Source organism: Flavobacterium commune, from assembly GCF_001857965.1.
Classification (GTDB): Bacteria; Bacteroidota; Bacteroidia; order Flavobacteriales; family Flavobacteriaceae; genus Flavobacterium; species Flavobacterium commune.
This window is the reverse complement of record NZ_CP017774.1, coordinates 151,395-169,032: the sequence shown is the minus strand read 5'-3', so window position 1 is coordinate 169,032 and position 17,638 is coordinate 151,395. Positions and strand designations below refer to the sequence as shown.

The following is a 17,638-nucleotide window of genomic DNA, read 5'->3' as shown; positions in this document are numbered from 1 at the left end:
TTTGTAGTTTACCGATAAAGTGTTGTATGTTTGAATAACAAATAAGAACACAAACTAACACATTTAAAGAGTTTGCCCCACAATCTACTTTAAACTTAAACTACTAGCTTATGAAAGTAAATTTACTCAAATTAATGTTGCTTTTAACAGTAATATTTACATTGGATTCTTGTTCATCTGATTCTTCAGAAGTAACTGCTGATTCAACTTCTGCGGTAATTGTAGAGAATTATACCTATAGTGCAACTGAGTTAGAAACTATGAAATTGATTAATGATTATAGAGTAAGTATAGGTTTGAATCCTTTAGAGATTATCAATCATATTTCATATAAATCTGAAGAGCATGATTATTATATGATTGATAATAATGTGGTAAGTCATGATGGTTTTGTAGATCGTTCTACAAATATTATGAAGTTATTAGGAGCTAAAACAGTAGGTGAGAATATTGCTTATAATTATAATAGTCCACAATCTGCTTTAAATGCTTGGTTGAATAGTCCTGCACACAAGAAAAATATTGAAGGGAATTATACTCATTTTGGAATTTCTATTCGATCTAATCAAACAACAGGAAAAAAATATTACACTAATATTTTTGCAAAAATTTAATTTTTTTGGTTTTTATTTAGTACCAAAGAGAATTTTTCCCCAAATCGATTCTCTTTTGGTATTAAAAAAAATAAAGAGGTTGTAAATCCCCAATTACAGCCTCTTTTTTTTTGCTTTTATTTTTTTGTAAGAAGTTGAAAAGTAGTTCTTTATTGCTTTTTTTATTCCGTAAGAAAAATTATTGGTAACATTTAATTAATGTTAAAATTACATTTGATTTTCTGTTTTTTTTTTGTGTAATCGATTAAACTTGTATGTTTGGCAGAACCAAAAAAAAATAAAACCAAAAAAAACCAACCAAAACTGTATGAAATTAAATTTATTGCCTAAAATAATGCTGTTATCGGCTTTATTTATGTTAAATTCCTGTGCATCTGATAATAAGGAGTCAGAGAACTTAAGTTCTAAAGTTAAACCAGAATTAGTTTTAAATTACACTTACAATGTTTCTGAATTAGAAACTATGGATTTAATTAATGATTATAGGGTCAGTATAGGCTTGAATCGTTTAGAAAAAATTAATCATATATCATTCAAATCAGAAGAGCATGATATTTATATGATTAATAATAAGGTTTTGAATCATTATGATTTTTATGCCCGTTCCGAAAATATAATGAAGGTTTTAGGAGCTAAGGCAGTTGCTGAGAATATTGCTTTTAATTACCATTCAGCAAAATCAGTTTTGAATGCCTGGTTAAACAGTCCTAAACACAGGGTGAATATTGTTGGTAATTTCACTCATTTTGGTTTAGCTATAAAAGAGGATTCTGCTACAGGTGAAAAATATTATACCAATATTTTTGCTAAATTATAATTGAGTTTGAGTTTGTGTTAAAGAGGCTGTTTTTGATTAAGCAGCCTCTTTTTTATTGTATGTGCTTAGAGTTGAAATTATTATTGACCAAAAGATATTTTTATGAATATGGCTGTCCGCAACTGGTATAAGAAACGAATAGTCATATTTATGAATATTGGTTTTGCAATAATCTTTATGATGCAAAAAAAACAGCTGCAAAATATTATAATTTGCAACTGTTTTAGTGTGGTTAGAATAAACGAATCTTCGTTATTTGTTTTTGATTGAATTAATTTTTTGTTTTAATTGCTCCATAATATAATTGGCTTTTTCATTTTCGCCAATAGCGTACAATGATTTTGCATATTGATCATAATATATTGCATCTAAATCCATTGTCATTGCAAATAATTCGCCATACCATTTAGCGGCTTTTCCCATGTTTAAATCAGTGTAGAAAGCATTACCTAATTTTTGAAACAAATCAATAGATTTGTATCCTTTCTCGGCGACTCTTTCGTAAGTTTTTGTAACATTTACATATGCGTAACTCTCGCCAACTCTTTCGGTGATAAAAACTTTTGGATTTTGAGAATATCCACTATAGGATAACAGACTTACTAAAATAAAAAAATAGATTTGGGGTATTTTCATATTCTAAATTTAAGTGTTTTTTTTGTCATAATACCGTTGTTTTTTTACATAAAAATTATTGTGTTGCTAATTTTTGTGTAATTAAGAGGATTTAAATTTAATAGAAATATCTATATATTTAATAAAAAGACTGTTTTTTTGAGCATTATTTTTAAAATTATTGGAATTTGTGTTTTTTTTAGTACAAGTATTTTAGAAATAATGCTCAAAAAAATGGATGTATTAGTTAAAGAGCAGTAATAATAAATTCGCTTCTTCGGTTCATTTGATGCTCTTCTTCTGTACATTTTACTCCGTCGGAACATTGGTTAACAAGTTGATTTTCACCATATCCTTTTCCAATTAATCGATTTGGATTTATTCCGTTTTTAATTAACCATGCAATAGTAGATTTGGCTCTTCTATCGGATAAAGATTCATTGTATTTAGAAGAACCACGACTATCAGTATGTGAGCGGATATCGAGTTTCATTTTTGGATATTCGTTCATAACATCTAATATTTTTTCGAGGTCTATAGCGGCTTCCACTCGAATATCGGATTTGTCAAAATCAAAATAAATCATTTTGATACCAAAACATTTACCTAAATCATCACCTACTGTTACTTTACATTTAGCTTTTTCCAATGCAAGCGGGAAATGTGTTTTTCCATTTTCTTTGGCAATAGTAACTTTTTCTTCAATGGTGGTATAATCTTCTTTTTCGGCTCTTACACTATATTTCTTTCCACATTCTACGGCAAAAGAATAGTTTCCTTTTTCATCAGAAGTTGTGGTGCTAACCAGATTATATTGACTGTCATACAAACTTAATTTGGTACCGGGTAATAGAATTTTAGATTCAATATCGGTTATTTCTCCATAAAGTAATTGTTCACAGATAAGTCTTTTGGTTTCTAAAAAATTATATATATCATCAAATCCCTGACCTCCGTCTCTGTTAGAACTTAGAAAACCTCTTCGGGATTTTGTATCGATTACATAAGCAAAGTCATCTTTTTGAGAATTTGCGTCGGCACCTATATTTTGAACTTCATTAAATGAACCGCTGGGATTGAGTTTTGAAACAAATATATCTAATCCTCCCAGACCGGGATGCCCATCTGAGGCAAAGTAGAGTTCGTTTTCATCGTTTATATGAGGGAAAGTTTCACGTCCGGATGTATTGATTGGATTACCTAAATTTTCGGGATTTCCAAAACTTCCGTCTTCGTTTATTTTAACTTTAAATATATCTGATTGTCCTAATGTTCCCGGCATATCCGAAGCAAAGTATAATGTTTTTTCGTCAGGACTTAATGAAGGATGGGCGGTGCTGTAATTATCACTATTAAAAGACAATTCGCTTGTATTAGTCCATTTTCCATCAACTAAAGTAGATTTGTATATTTTTACCAAATTGACGTTGTTTCCATCTCTTCCTTTTTTTCCTTCGAGATAGTTATTTCGTGTAAAATACATTGTATTTCCATCTTTTGTAAAAACGGGAGTGGCTTCGTGAAATTTAGTATTAATAGAGCGATTAAATTTCTTAGGATTTCCGGCAGTCATTTCGTCGCCTAAATCAGCGGTGTATATATTTGTAAAGAATTGATCAGTCCAGGAATGTTTTCTATGACCTAAACCTCCAGTATCTCTGGCGGTTGCAAAATAAATTTTGTTGTCATGGATTGTTGTTCCATAATCTGAATATTTAGAATTTATTCCGGCATTTTCAATTTTGTATCTTCCTGAGTTTTCTTTTATAGCATCAAGATAATTCTGGTTTTTTTTGAACAATTGTCCTCTATTATCATTGTTTGATAATTCTGTAAATTTATTCATTATCTCATTGGCTTTATTATTCTCACCAATTGAACGCAATGATTGGGCATAGCGGAAATAATATTCAGGTTCTAAGTCAGTGGTCATGGCAAATAATTCGCCATACCATTTAGCGGCTTTGTCTAATTCGGCATTGAAATAGTAAGCATTACCTAACTTTTGATACAGTATTGCCGATTTATATCCTTTTTCGACAACCCTTTCATAAGTTTTAATAGCATTAATATAGGCATAGCTGTCATATTTTTTGTCAGCTGAAGCCAAACTAGCTTTTTGTGAATAAATGTTGAATGAAAAAACACTTATTATAGCTACGCAAAGGAGTATATTTTTTTTCATAATATTTGTTTTTTATATGGATGGATCTAGGAGTTTTAATTTTTTTCGGTATTTGCCTCTATTTTTTGATTGAATATCTTCATCATTTCATTGGCTTCATCATTTTTATTAATAGATTTTAAAGAGCGGGCGTATCTAAAATAATATTCAGGTTCTAAATCAGTAATGGTATTCATTGAAAATAATTCCTGATACCATTTAGCCGCTTTGTCCAGTTCTTCATTAAAGTAATAGGCATTTCCTATTTTTTTTAACATATCGGCTGATTTGTATCCTTTTTCAATTACTCTCTCATAGGTTTTTAAAGGATCTATGTCTGAATAATTGGTTTTGTTTTTATTGGGTACAATTACTTTTTTTTCATTTTGCGAATAAATAGCACATGAAAAAATACTTATCATTATCATGTAAACAACTAAATAATTTTTCATAATAATAGGTTTTTAGTTCATGTTTTTAAGTCAATTAGTTATAAACCATTGTCTTTTTGATGGTATATTTTCATCATTTCATTAGCTTTATCTTTTTTATTGATAAATTTTAAAGATTGCGCATAACGGAAATAATATTCAGCTTCTAAATCAGAGGTCATATTGAATAATTCCTGATAGTATTTAGCGGCTTTGTCCAGTTTTCCTCTAAAATAATAGGCGTTTGCTAATTTTTTAAACATTTCAACCGATTTGAATCCTTTTCCAACAACTCTTTCATAGGTTTTTATAATATCAATATATTCAACGCCATTACTTGGATCTGTGTCTTCATATATTGGTTTTTCAGGTATATTTAAATTTACGGTTATATCTGAATTATAATTATTCTTAGGCATTGGTTTTAGTGAGTCAATTACGGATTTTTTTTTATCGTTAATGTATTGTCTTTTTATATCAAAAATGGGGGTCACAATTCGGGTATTGTTGGGACCTAAATCAGTTGTATTTATTAAACTTATGTCTGAAACTACATAGGTAACAGTGTAACCACCAAATGTCATATTGATTGTTTCTACTACTTTGTAGGATATTATGGTTTTTATTCGATTTGGTATTACTTCTGAACCTGTTAAAGACGTTTTTAAAGAATCTTTTATTTGATCAACAGATAATTTTAATTTTTGCGAATAGATAGTACATGAAAAAACACTTGCTATTATTAAGTAAAGAAAAATAGAATTCTCTATAATAATTGTTTTTAAAAGTGTCATGATTTCATTGTTTTTTTACTTAATTCATCACTGATTAAGTTGATAGGTCACACTTTTTTGGGCTAAATAAATGTCTAGAAAAATCTTGGAGTTGTAATTTTTTTATTGTTTTTGAAAATTTCGTATCTCAAGAAAATTTCATGTGAACCGGAATTGTAATTGTCTAATTTGGTCGTTTCTAAATCATATCCATAGCCAATATACATGGCATCAGAAACTTGGAAGCCAACCATGGCACTTACAGAAGCACTCCAGCGATAGGCAATACCGGCTGTTAATTTGTCAAAAAACATAAAATTACCAGAAACATCTACCTGTAAAGGAGATCCCTGCACCATTTTAGTTAATAAAGCAGGTTTGAATTTAAGATTATAACTTAAATCCATAACATAACCGGCAATTAAATAGTAAGTCATTTTTTCTTTAAAAAGAGCTACATCATTATCATCATAGCGATTTGATTCTATGAAGTTTGGGATTGATAAACCTACATAAGCTTTATCAGAATGAAGATATACTCCAGCACCAATATTAGGTGTAAATCTATTATTGAAGCCCTGTAATTTAGGATCACCACTATTTTCAGGATTTAGTTTATTAGGATCTAAATCAAATAAATTAGCTGTAGCTTTAATACCAAAAGATAGTTTTACAGTTTCAGAAGTTGGTATGGTGTAAGACAGGTCGGTAGATAATGTGTTTTCAGTAGTTGGACCAATTCTGTCATTAATAATCGATACACCTAAACCCAATCTGCTATTGTTAAAAGGAGTGTTAATAGAAACCGCATTAGTTGTAGGAGCTCCGTCTAATCCAACCCACTGGGTTCGATGCAGGGCAAATATACTCATTGCACCTCTCGAACCGGCATAAGCCGGATTTACATTTATAGTGTTGTACATGTACTGTGTAAATTGTGCATCTTGTTGTGCATAACTTACCACTGTTGTAAACATCAAACTGATTAGTAGTAATTTTGTTTTCATCTGACTTAAGTTTTATAATTACCTGAGGTTTGTTTAATAAAACCTCAGGTATTAGATTTGAGTTTTTTTATCTGGAAAGGTATAGGTAACCTTGTTCTCTTTTAGCGATATTCTCTCCTTGTAAATCTACAGCGGTATAGTTCAAGATATAGAAATAAGTTCCGGTAGGTAATCCAGCCGATTTGTCAACTGTAACTCTTCCCTCAGAAATACCTTTGAATGATACATCCTCATTGTTATATCCTCTGGCTTCATAAACCAGTACTCCCCAACGGTTGTAAATTTCGACAGTATTGCTAGGATAACAGATAACATCATCAATACCATCAATTTTAAATACTTCGTTAAAAGAATCTCCATTTGGAGTAAAAGCATTGTGAACTACTATAGTACCACAGCCTAAAACTTGTGCTTTTTCGACAACTACAGTATCCTCAGCACTAATAGTTGTGTTATTAGGACCTTGTCCATTGGCAGTAGCAGTATTGGTTACACTATCAGCTCTCATGTCATTTAATGTGATAGTATAGCTTTGAGAAAAAACCATTGATTCTCCGGGAGCAAGACTGAATGCTTGATTTGTAGTATCTAATCCGGTTAATGGATCTTTAACTATGATGTTATTAATTGTAACATTACCAGTATTAGTAACAGTTATAGTGTAGTTGATAACATCATCAATAAAGCTGTAAACTTCACTTTCGCTACCTCGACTAATGACAATAGCTGTTTTATCAACATTTAGTCCCGGATTTTGAGGAAGTGTTATAACTGTTGGTGTATCATTTTCGACAGTTGTTCCTGAAGTATCGGTTACGTTGTTGTTTTTTGGATCTTTTCCGGTTGCTAAAGCCGAGTTGGTTACTCTGCCAGCATTGATATCAGCCTGTGTTATGGTGTAAACTCCGGTAACCGAATTATTACTGGCAGCAGGAGCTAAACTAGCTATTGGATTTCCTGTTAATGCTAATCCAACTAATGGATCTGTGATGATGATATTACTGATGGTTACGTTTCCAGTATTAGTTACTGTAAAACTATAATTTATTTTTTCACCAACCTGAGCATAACCATCATTATTGGTATCATTAAATACAGCTGTTTTTACTAAGGCTATACTTGGAGATTGATTCAATTCCGTGATAGTACAATCAGTACATTCCGGGTTAACAGGACAAGAAGTACAAGGAGTTGGGTCAGACGAAGTATCTGTTACGTCATTTCCTTTAGGATCTTTTGCCGTAGCCAAAGCCAAATTGTAAACTACACCTTTGTTGATATCGTCCTGAGTAATAGTATGTGAAGCCGAGAAAGTAGTTGCATCTGTTGCACCGGGAGCCAGAGTTGCAATAGGTCCACCAGTTGCAGTTACATTATTATCAGTTACCGTTACGTTAGTTAAGGTTACATTACCAGTGTTTGTTATAACAAATTTGTATGATACTACATCACCCACATTTGTTTTGCCATCCTGATTGGTATCTACATAAGTTCCATCTTTAGTGATAGAGATACTTGGAGATTGATTCAATTCCGTGATAGTACAATCAGTACATTCTGGGTTAACAGGACAAGAAGTACAAGGAGTTGGGTCAGACGAAGTATCTGTTACGTCATTTCCTTTAGGATCTTTTGCCGTAGCCAAAGCCAAATTGTAAACTACACCTTTGTTGATATCGTCCTGAGTAATAGTATGTGAAGCCGAGAAAGTAGTTGCATCTGTTGCACCGGGAGCCAGAGTTGCAATAGGTCCACCAGTTACAGTTGCATTATTATCAGTTACCGTTACGTTAGTTAAGGTTACATTACCAGTGTTTGTTATAACAAATTTGTATGATACTACATCACCCACATTTGTTTTGCCATCCTGATTGGTATCTACATAAGTTCCATCTTTAGTGATAGAGATACTTGGAGATTGATTCAATTCCGTGATAGTACAATCAGTACATTCTGGGTTAACAGGACAAGAAGTACAAGGAGTTGGGTCAGACGAAGTATCTGTTACGTCATTTCCTTTAGGATCTTTGGCAGTAGCCAAAGCCAGATTGTACACAAATCCTGTGTTGAGGTCGTTTTGTGTAATAGTATGCGAAGCCGAGAAAGTAGTTGTATCAGTTGCTCCGGGAGCAAGAGAGGCAATAGGTCCACCGCTTACAACAGCATTGTTATCAGTAACTGTAATATTGGTTAAAGTCACATTTCCGGTATTAGTGATAACAAAGTTATAAGTTACTACATCACCCACATTTGTTTTACCATCCTGATTGGTATCTACATAAGTTCCATCTTTAGTGATAGAGATACTTGGAGATTGATTTAATTCCGTGATAGTACAATCAGTACATTCTGGGTTAACAGGACAAGAAGTACAAGGAGTAGGGTCAGACGAAGTATCTGTTACGTCATTTCCTTTAGGATCATTGGCAGTAGCCAAAGCCAGATTGTACACGTATCCTGTGTTAATGTCGTTTTGTGTGATAGTGTGCGAAGCCGAGAAAGTAGTTGTATCAGTTGCTCCGGGAGCAAGAGAGGCAATAGGTCCACCGTTTACAACAGCATTGTTATCGGTGACTGTAATATTGGTTAAAGTCACATTTCCGGTATTAGTGATAACAAAGTTATAAGCTACTACATCACCCACATTTGTTTTACCATCTTGATTAGAGTCAACATAGGTTGCATCTTTAAGTATTTGAATTCCGGATTCAGTGATGAAGTAAGTATAATTAGCAATACAACCGTTAGCATCTTTTATTTCAACATTATATTGACCTTTTGGTAAAGATGAAATATCTTCAGTTAAAGTTCCATTAGACCAGGTGAATGAATAAGGAACTGTTCCTCCGGTAGGGGTAATATTGATAGTTCCATTGCTACATCCTACACAATTATTGTTGTTGGTTATTATTGCTGTTGCAGTTAATGTAGCGTCAGGTTGGCTGATTGTTACCTGAGCAGTAGCGGTACAATTCTGTCCCTGGTTTCCCCCAGGAGCAGTAGCAGTTAAAGTATAAGTTCCTGCTACTAAGTTTGTATTTGAAACTATTTCATTATTTGCATTTGTAATCACTACAGTTGAATCTGGGCTGTTTGTTACCGCAATAGAACCGTTAGCTTCACCAAAGCAAGTTGCATTGGTGGCAATTCCGCTTACCGAAACGGCGATTTCAGGTTGGCCGATTGTTACCTGAGCAGTAGCGGTACAATTTTGTCCTTGGTTACCCCCAGGAGCAGTAGCAGTTAAAGTATAAGTTCCTGCTGCTAAGTTTGTATTCGAAACTATTTCATTATTTGCGTTTGTAATTACTACAGTTGAACCTGGGCTATTTATTACCGCAATAGAACCGTTAGCTTCACCAAAGCAAGTTACATTGGAGACAATTCCGCTTATTGAAACGACAACCTCAGGCTGAGTGATTGTTACAGCCTGAGTAGTAGTACATCCATTAGCATCTTTAACCGTTACAGTATAAGCACCCGCTGCAAGATTATTGAAAATTCCGCTGCTACCAAAAGTTGTACCATCAATGGCATAAGTATAAGGAGCCGTACCATTAGCACCAGCTACGGTTACACTACCAGTACTATTTCCATAACAATCTACATTAGATTGAGAAGAGATAGAAGCAGCAAGAGCTGCATTCGGCTGAGTGATTGTTACAGCCTGAGTAGTAGTACATCCATTAGCATCTTTAACCGTTACAGTATAAGCACCCGCTGCAAGATTATTGAAAATTCCGCTGCTACCAAAAGTTGTACCATCAATGGCATAAGTATAAGGAGCCGTACCATTAGCACCAGCTACGGTTACACTACCAGTGCTATTTCCATAACAATCTACATTAGATTGAGAAGAGATAGAAGCAGCAAGAGCTGCATTCGGCTGAGTGATTGTTACAGCCTGAGTAGTAGTACATCCATTAGCATCTTTAACCGTTACAGTATAAGCACCCGCTGCAAGATTATTGAAAATTCCGCTGCTACCAAAAGTTGTATCATCAATGGCATAAGTATAAGGAGCCGTACCATTAGCACCAGCTACGGTTACACTACCAGTACTATTTCCATAACAATCTACATTAGATTGAGAAGAGATAGAAGCAGCAAGAGCTGCATTCGGCTGAGTGATTGTTACAGCCTGAGTAGTAGTACATCCATTAGCATCTTTAACCGTTACAGTATAAGCACCCGCTGCAAGATTATTGAAAATTCCGCTGCTACCAAAAGTTGTACCATCAATGGCATAAGTATAAGGGGCCGTACCATTAGCACCAGCTACGGTTACACTACCAGTGCTATTTCCATAACAATCTACATTAGATTGAGAAGAGATAGAAGCAGTAAGAGCTGCGTTCGGCTGAGTGATTGTTACAGCCTGAGTAGTAGTACACTCATTAGCATCTTTAACCGTTACAGTATAAGCACCCGCTGCAAGATTATTGAAAATTCCGCTGCTACCAAAAGTTGTACCATCAATGGCATAAGTATAAGGAGCCGTACCATTAGCACCAGCTACAGTTACATTACCAGTGCTATTTCCATAACAATCTACATTAGATTGAGAAGAGATAGAAGCAGTAAGAGCTGCATTCGGCTGAGTGATTGTTACAGCCTGAGTTGTAGTACATCCATTAGCATCTTTAACCGTTACAGTATAAGCACCTGCTGCAAGATTATTGAAAGTTCCGCTGCTACCAAAAGTTGTACCATCAATGGCATAAGTATAAGGAGCCGTACCATTAGCACCAGCTACGGTTACACTACCAGTACTATTTCCATAACAATCTACATTAGATTGAGAAGAGATAGAAGCAGCAAGAGCTGCATTCGGCTGAGTGATTGTTACAGCCTGAGTAGTAGTACATCCATTAGCATCTTTAGCCGTTACAGTATAAGCACCCGCTGCAAGATTATTGAAAGTTCCGCTGCTACCAAAAGTTGTACCATCAATGGCATAAGTATAAGGAGCCGTACCATTAGCACCAGCTACAGTTACACTACCAGTACTATTTCCATAACAATCTACATTAGATTGAGAAGAGATAGAAGCAGCAAGAGCTGCATTCGGCTGAGTGATTGTTACAGCCTGAGTTGTAGTACATCCATTAGCATCTTTAACCGTTACAGTATAAGCACCCGCTGCAAGATTATTGAAAGTTCCGCTGCTACCAAAAGTTGTACCATCAATGGCATAAGTATAAGGAGCCGTACCATTAGCACCAGCTACGGTTACACTACCAGTGCTATTTCCATAACAATCTACATTAGATTGAGAAGAGATAGAAGCAGCAAGAGCTGCATTCGGCTGAGTGATTGTTACAGCCTGAGTAGTAGTACATCCATTAGCATCTTTAACCGTTACAGTATAAGCACCCGCTGCAAGATTATTGAAAGTTCCGCTGCTACCAAAAGTTGTACCATCAATGGCATAAGTATAAGGAGCCGTACCATTAGCACCAGCTACGGTTACACTACCAGTGCTATTTCCATAACAATCTACATTAGATTGAGAAGAGATAGAAGCAGCAAGAGCTGCATTCGGCTGAGTGATTGTTACAGCCTGAGTAGTAGTACATCCATTAGCATCTTTAACCGTTACAGTATAAGCACCCGCTGCAAGATTATTGAAAGTTCCGCTGCTACCAAAAGTTGTACCATCAATGGCATAAGTATAAGGAGCCGTACCATTAGCACCAGCTACAGTTACACTACCAGTGCTATTTCCATAACAATCTACATTAGATTGAGAAGAGATAGAAGCAGTAAGAGCTGCATTCGGCTGAGTGATTGTTACAGCCTGAGTAGTAGTACATCCATTAGCATCTTTAACCGTTACAGTATAAGCACCCGCTGCAAGATTATTGAAAGTTCCGCTGCTACCAAAAGTTGTACCATCAATGGCATAAGTATAAGGAGCCGTACCATTAGCACCAGCTACAGTTACACTACCAGTGCTATTTCCATAACAATCTACATTAGATTGAGAAGAGATAGAAGCAGTAAGAGCTGCATTCGGCTGAGTGATTGTTACAGCCTGAGTAGTAGTACATCCATTAGCATCTTTAACCGTTACAGTATAAGCACCCGCTGCAAGATTATTGAAAGTTCCGCTGCTACCAAAAGTTGTACCATCAATGGCATAAGTATAAGGAGCCGTACCATTAGCACCAGCTACGGTTACACTACCAGTACTATTTCCATAACAATCTACATTAGATTGAGAAGAGATAGAAGTAGCAAGAGCTGCATTCGGCTGAGTGATTGTTACAGCCTGAGTAGTAGTACATCCATTAGCATCTTTAACCGTTACAGTATAAGCACCCGCTGCAAGATTATTGAAAGTTCCGCTGCTACCAAAAGTTGTACCATCAATGGCATAAGTATAAGGAGCCGTACCATTAGCACCAGCTACGGTTACACTACCAGTGCTATTTCCATAACAATCTACATTAGATTGAGAAGAGATAGAAGCAGCAAGAGCTGCATTAGGTTGTGTTATGGTTATAGACTCGGTATCAGTACATCCTTTAGAATCAGTTACGGTAACGGTATAAGTTCCTGCAGTTAATCCGGAAGCTGTAGCTGTATTTTGAACAGGAGTTGTGTTCCAGCTAAAGGAATAATTGGCAGTTCCTCCTGTCGCAGATGCCGTTGCTTGACCATTATTTCCACCAAAGCAAGGTACATTAGTTGAAATATTGATAGCAGCAATTGGTGTAGGCGATACTGTTATTGTTGCTTCACTCGTAGCAATATTACTTCCACTACATAATCCTGTGTTTGAAAATACAGCTCTGTATTTGGTTGTTTGCGTAATATTTGTGGCAGTATAGCTTGTAGTTGTGTTAGTTATATCTGTCCAAATTGAAAAAGGACTTACAGAGGATTGCCATTTAACAATTGTAGAACCATTGGCAAGTCCGCTAACAGATAGTAGAGTACTGTTAATACCTGAACATACTGTTGCATCCGGAGTAACAGATCCTGTTAGAGGGATTCCGAAAGTAAGAGGAGTATCGGTACATCTACTGGAGTTGTCTGAATTACCACTAACGGAAGCGAGTTTGGTAATATTGATTAATCCAGGATTATTAATATCGCATATATTAAAATCGATACTTCCAAAAGGAATATTAAATTCTAAGAAAGAACCTCCACCACCGGCACATCCTGTGGCGCTTCCATTAAGAGCAGCTAGTCCGTTACTAATAGGAAGCAGCGTTTTGGTACTTCCATTTCCGGAATATAAATTAAAAGTAGATGCATTCGAATTTATTTCGATAATATATTCAGCACCGGCTACGGTTAACGACCCTCCAAAGCTATCTAAAGTTAATCCGGTTAAAGGGTTGTTATCGGTGTCTAAGTACAGTCTAAAAAGCGCTGCACCTGAATTACCAATATTCATTCCTAATCTTAAGACTTGATTCTGCGTATCAACTTTTGCTCGAATTGTTCCAATTTGACAGGTGGAGGAGGGGCTTGCTAAAATTTGTTGACTAAATACAATTCCTGTGGCGTATTCGTCTCCCACAGCTCCCGGACCAGGACAGTATTTACCATCAAAGGTATCTTGAGCGAAACCATTTGTGATGCTAAAAATGATTAGCGAGAAAAAAAATAGAATGGTTTGTTTCAACTTTTGAGAAGGTAGATTTGTTTCCATATTCTAATTATTTAAATAGTTGACAATAGAAATAGTAAGGCAATATTTAGATTAAGGGCAAGAATAGTGAATAATCTAAACTATGCTTGAATGCCCTATTTCCAAAATGTAGTAGGTTAAGAATATGGTAAATAAGAAGTAGATTAAAGGATGGGGCTTTAAAATGTTTATTTTAAATTAAAAATAAGATAACACAAATTGGATATTAATAATGATAATAAAAATATCTAAAATCTGTTTTGTAATTAAAAATAATAATTTGAAAACTAGTGAATTAAAATTATTGTGATTGGAATAATTTTAAAAGAATGTAGTATATGTTGTTTGTATTGGGGATAGAAGCAACATTTAGGGCTCGAATATTTTTATTTTTAAATAGCATCACAGTTTCTTATGATAAAAAAGTGAGGCTATTTTAAATGTTAAATTTTCTTTAGTGAAAAACTTATGATTAAATTTAAGAAGAATTAATGAAAGGGATTTTTTTAGTCTATAAATAACCTAAAAAGTCGTTTAAATGTAATTTTTTTAATTGTAAATAAATTCGGCTGTTGTTGTTTTAAATTGTAGCTTAATTTAGATATAAAAAAGAACCCCGAATGATTTATTTTCATTCGGGGTTCTTTTGGTATTTTTTAGAATTTTAATTTGTTATAAATCAGTAATGATAAATTCACTTCTACGATTCATTTGGTGCTCTTCTTCGGTACATTTTACACCGTCAGCGCATTTATTTACCAATTGATTTTCACCATAACCTTTTCCGGTTAATCGATTGGCATCAATACCGTTTTTAACTAACCAGGCAATAGTTGATTTGGCTCTTCGGTCAGATAGTGCTTCATTGTATTTGAAAGAAGCACGACTATCAGTATGAGAACGAATATCTAATTTCATTTTTGGATACTGATTTAAAACATCTAATATTTTTTCTAAATCCATTGCAGCCTCTGTTCTAATATTGGATTTATCCAGGTCAAAATAAATCATTTTTATACCAAAACATTTACCTAAATCATCACCAATGGTTACTTTACATTGGTCTTTTTCCAGAGCAATAGGCAAGTAAGTTTTTCCATTAGTTTTAGGGACAGTAATCTGTTTTTCATTACTGCTGTAATTTTCTTTTTCAGCTCTGACGGTATATAGTTTTCCACACTCTACAAGGAAGTTGTAGTCTCCATTTGCGTCAGCTTCTACATTCTTCAAAATACTCATTTTATTGTCAAACAAAGTTACTTTGGCATTAGGGATGGCGATATTTGATTCGGCATCAGTAATTTTTCCATATAATTCTTGTTCGCAAATTAATTTTCGGGTTTCTAAAAATTGATAGATGTCATCATATCCTTGACCTCCATCTCTATTGGAAGAAAAGAATCCTTTTCGGGATTTTGTATCAATAATGTAGGCAAAATCATCTTTTGGAGAGTTAGCCTCCATACCTATGTTTTCTACTTTATTAAGCGAACCATCATCATTAATTCGAGACATGAAAATATCTAATCCACCTACACCGGGATGTCCATCAGAGGCAAAGTAAAGTTCGTTTTCCTGACTAACAAACGGGAATGTTTCTCTTCCTTCAGTATTTATCGAAGAGCCTAAATTTACAGGAGTGGTAAACGAACCATCATCATTAATCTGTACTTTGAAAAGATCCGATAGACCTAATGTTCCCGGCATATCAGAGGCAAAGTATAATGTTTTTTCGTCGGGACTTAGGGTAGGGTGGGCTGTACTGTAGCTATCACTTGTGAAAGGCAGGGCTTGTATATTAGTCCATTTGTCAGCCTCTAAGGTTGCTTTGTATAATTTAACTAATGTAATTCCGTTTTCGTTTTTACCTTTTTTACCATCTACATAGTTGTTTCTGGTAAAATAAACTGTTTTTCCGTCTTTAGTAAAAACGGGAGTCGCTTCGTTGAATTTTGAATTTAACGATTTGTTAAATTTTACAGGATTGGCCGGAGACATTTCCTCACCTAAATCAGCACTGTATAAGTTTGTAAAATGCTGGTCTGTCCAAGTGTGTTTTCTTTGTCCTAAACTTCCGGTATCTCTTGCCGAAGTAAAGACAATTTTATTGTTATAAAAACTGGAACCATAATCAGAATATTGCGAGTTGATGGCTGCATTCTCTATTTTGTATCTTCCCGAATTGGCTTTTATCTCATCTAAATAGTTTGTGTTTTTTTTGAAAAGCTTGGCTCTACTATCATTATTTGAAATTTTATCAAATTGTTCTAAAATTTGATCAGCTTTTTTGTTTTCGTTAACGGCACGTAATGATTGAGCATAACGATAATAATAAGTAGGTTCGATTTCAGTTTCTGGCATGGCAAAAAGTTCGGCATACCATTTAACGGCTTTGTCTAATTCTCCATTAAAATAATAAGCATTACCTAACTTTTGAAACATAGGAGCCGATTTATATCCTTTCTCTGCTACTTTCTCATAGGTTTTAATGGCATCTATATAAGCATAGTTATCATAGTTTTTATCGGCATTGGCCAACTTAGCTTTTTGGGAATAAATGTTAAATGAAAAAACACTTACTATAGCCACGCAAAGGAGTATCTTTTTTTTCATGATAATAGTATTTAGAAGAATCTTGGAGTTGTAATTTTTTTGTTGTTTTTGAAAATTTCGTATCTCAAGAAAATTTCATGTGAACCGGAATTGTAATTGTCTAATTTGGTTGTTTCTAAATCATATCCATAACCGATATACATTGCTTCTGAAACCTGAAAACCAACCATGGCACTTGCAGAAGCACTCCATCGGTAAGCAAGTCCTAAAGTAAGTTTATCATTAAACATAAAGTTTCCGGACATATCTACTTGCAAAGGAGCACCCTGAACCATTTTAGTTAACAAAGCAGGTTTGAATTTAAGATTGTAACTTAAATCCATAACATAACCGGCAATTAAATAGTAAGTCATTTTTTCTTTAAAGAGTGCCACATCATTATCATCATAGCGATTTGATTCTATGAAGTTAGGTATCGAGAATCCTACATAAGCTTTATCAGAATGAAGATATATTCCAGCACCAATATTAGGTGTAAATCTATTATTGAAGCCCTGTAATTTAGGATCACCACTATGTTCTGGAGTAAGTTTATTAGGGTTTAAATCAAATAAATTGGCTGTAGCTTTAATACCAAAAGATAGTTTTACAGTTTCAGAAGTAGGTATGGTGTAAGACAGGTCGGTAGATAATGTGTTTTCAGTAGTTGGACCAATTTTATCATTGATAATTGTTACACCTAAACCTAATCTGCTATTGTTAAAAGGAGTATTGATAGAAACCGCATTAGTTGTAGGAGCTCCATCTAATCCAACCCACTGGGTTCGATGCAGGGCAAATATACTCATTGCACCTCTCGAACCGGCATAAGCAGGATTTACATTTATAGTGTTGTACATGTACTGTGTAAATTGTGCATCTTGTTGCGCATAACTTACCACTGCTGTAAACATCAAACTGATTAGTAGTAATTTTGTTTTCATCTGACTTGGTTTTATGACCAGAGGTTTTATTAA

At 34.4% G+C, this 17,638-nt stretch carries 10 protein-coding genes; 2 read left to right on the top strand and 8 right to left on the bottom strand.

Translation table 11 applies throughout. The annotated features are described in order from the left end of the window. Positions 1–110 precede the first annotated feature (110 nt). Both BIW12_RS00580 and BIW12_RS00575 read left to right on the top strand, forming a co-directional pair. The gene (locus BIW12_RS00580; RefSeq protein WP_071183324.1) at positions 111–614 is read left to right on the top strand and encodes a CAP domain-containing protein; all 504 of its coding nucleotides are present in this window, start codon (positions 111–113) and stop codon (positions 612–614) included. Between the two features lie 307 nt (positions 615–921). Continuing rightward, positions 922–1,431 carry a CAP domain-containing protein gene (locus BIW12_RS00575; protein ID WP_071186040.1) on the top strand — a complete coding sequence of 170 codons (510 nt, stop codon included), beginning with the start codon at positions 922–924 and terminating at the stop codon, positions 1,429–1,431. 252 nt (positions 1,432–1,683) lie between these two features. Here the strand turns inward: BIW12_RS00575 and BIW12_RS00570 are convergent, their stop codons facing one another. From BIW12_RS00570 to BIW12_RS00535, 8 genes are all read right to left on the bottom strand, one after another. Beyond that, positions 1,684–2,067, bottom strand: a complete 384-nt coding sequence (locus tag BIW12_RS00570; protein WP_071183323.1) for a flagellar motor protein MotB — start codon at positions 2,065–2,067, stop codon at positions 1,684–1,686. Between the two features lie 226 nt (positions 2,068–2,293). Further along, on the bottom strand, positions 2,294–4,231 hold the full coding sequence (locus BIW12_RS00565; RefSeq protein WP_071183322.1) for an OmpA family protein: 1,938 nt from the start codon (positions 4,229–4,231) through the stop codon (positions 2,294–2,296). 35 nt (positions 4,232–4,266) lie between these two features. Further along, entirely contained in the window at positions 4,267–4,662 is a 396-nt protein-coding gene (locus BIW12_RS00560; RefSeq protein WP_232227119.1) for a tetratricopeptide repeat protein, read from the bottom strand. A 38-nt stretch (positions 4,663–4,700) separates the two neighbouring features. Further along, on the bottom strand, positions 4,701–5,435 hold the full coding sequence (locus BIW12_RS00555) for a tetratricopeptide repeat protein (protein WP_083382020.1): 735 nt from the start codon (positions 5,433–5,435) through the stop codon (positions 4,701–4,703). Positions 5,436–5,509: 74 nt separating this feature from the next. Next, positions 5,510–6,421 (bottom strand): PorP/SprF family type IX secretion system membrane protein, encoded by a 912-nt coding sequence (locus BIW12_RS00550; RefSeq protein WP_071183321.1) that lies wholly within the window; start codon positions 6,419–6,421, stop codon positions 5,510–5,512. A gap of 67 nt (positions 6,422–6,488) precedes the next feature. Continuing rightward, the gene (locus BIW12_RS16265; RefSeq protein ID WP_071183320.1) at positions 6,489–14,090 is read right to left on the bottom strand and encodes a DUF7507 domain-containing protein; all 7,602 of its coding nucleotides are present in this window, start codon (positions 14,088–14,090) and stop codon (positions 6,489–6,491) included. 651 nt (positions 14,091–14,741) lie between these two features. Next, positions 14,742–16,682 (bottom strand): OmpA family protein, encoded by a 1,941-nt coding sequence (locus BIW12_RS00540; protein WP_071183319.1) that lies wholly within the window; start codon positions 16,680–16,682, stop codon positions 14,742–14,744. 11 nt (positions 16,683–16,693) lie between these two features. Continuing rightward, entirely contained in the window at positions 16,694–17,605 is a 912-nt protein-coding gene (locus BIW12_RS00535) for a PorP/SprF family type IX secretion system membrane protein (RefSeq protein ID WP_071183318.1), read from the bottom strand. Positions 17,606–17,638 lie beyond the last annotated feature (33 nt).

Coding starts and splice junctions, on each gene's coding strand:
- BIW12_RS00580 (WP_071183324.1), top strand. CDS start 111: ATGAAAGTAAATTTACTCAAATTAATGTTGCTTTTAACAGTAATATTT.
- BIW12_RS00535 (WP_071183318.1), bottom strand. CDS start 17,605: ATGAAAACAAAATTACTACTAATCAGTTTGATGTTTACAGCAGTGGTA.
- BIW12_RS00570 (WP_071183323.1), bottom strand. CDS start 2,067: ATGAAAATACCCCAAATCTATTTTTTTATTTTAGTAAGTCTGTTATCC.
- BIW12_RS00550 (WP_071183321.1), bottom strand. CDS start 6,421: ATGAAAACAAAATTACTACTAATCAGTTTGATGTTTACAACAGTGGTA.
- BIW12_RS00565 (WP_071183322.1), bottom strand. CDS start 4,231: ATGAAAAAAAATATACTCCTTTGCGTAGCTATAATAAGTGTTTTTTCA.
- BIW12_RS00540 (WP_071183319.1), bottom strand. CDS start 16,682: ATGAAAAAAAAGATACTCCTTTGCGTGGCTATAGTAAGTGTTTTTTCA.
- BIW12_RS00560 (WP_232227119.1), bottom strand. CDS start 4,662: ATGAAAAATTATTTAGTTGTTTACATGATAATGATAAGTATTTTTTCA.
- BIW12_RS00575 (WP_071186040.1), top strand. CDS start 922: ATGAAATTAAATTTATTGCCTAAAATAATGCTGTTATCGGCTTTATTT.
- BIW12_RS00555 (WP_083382020.1), bottom strand. CDS start 5,435: ATGACACTTTTAAAAACAATTATTATAGAGAATTCTATTTTTCTTTAC.
- BIW12_RS16265 (WP_071183320.1), bottom strand. CDS start 14,090: ATGGAAACAAATCTACCTTCTCAAAAGTTGAAACAAACCATTCTATTT.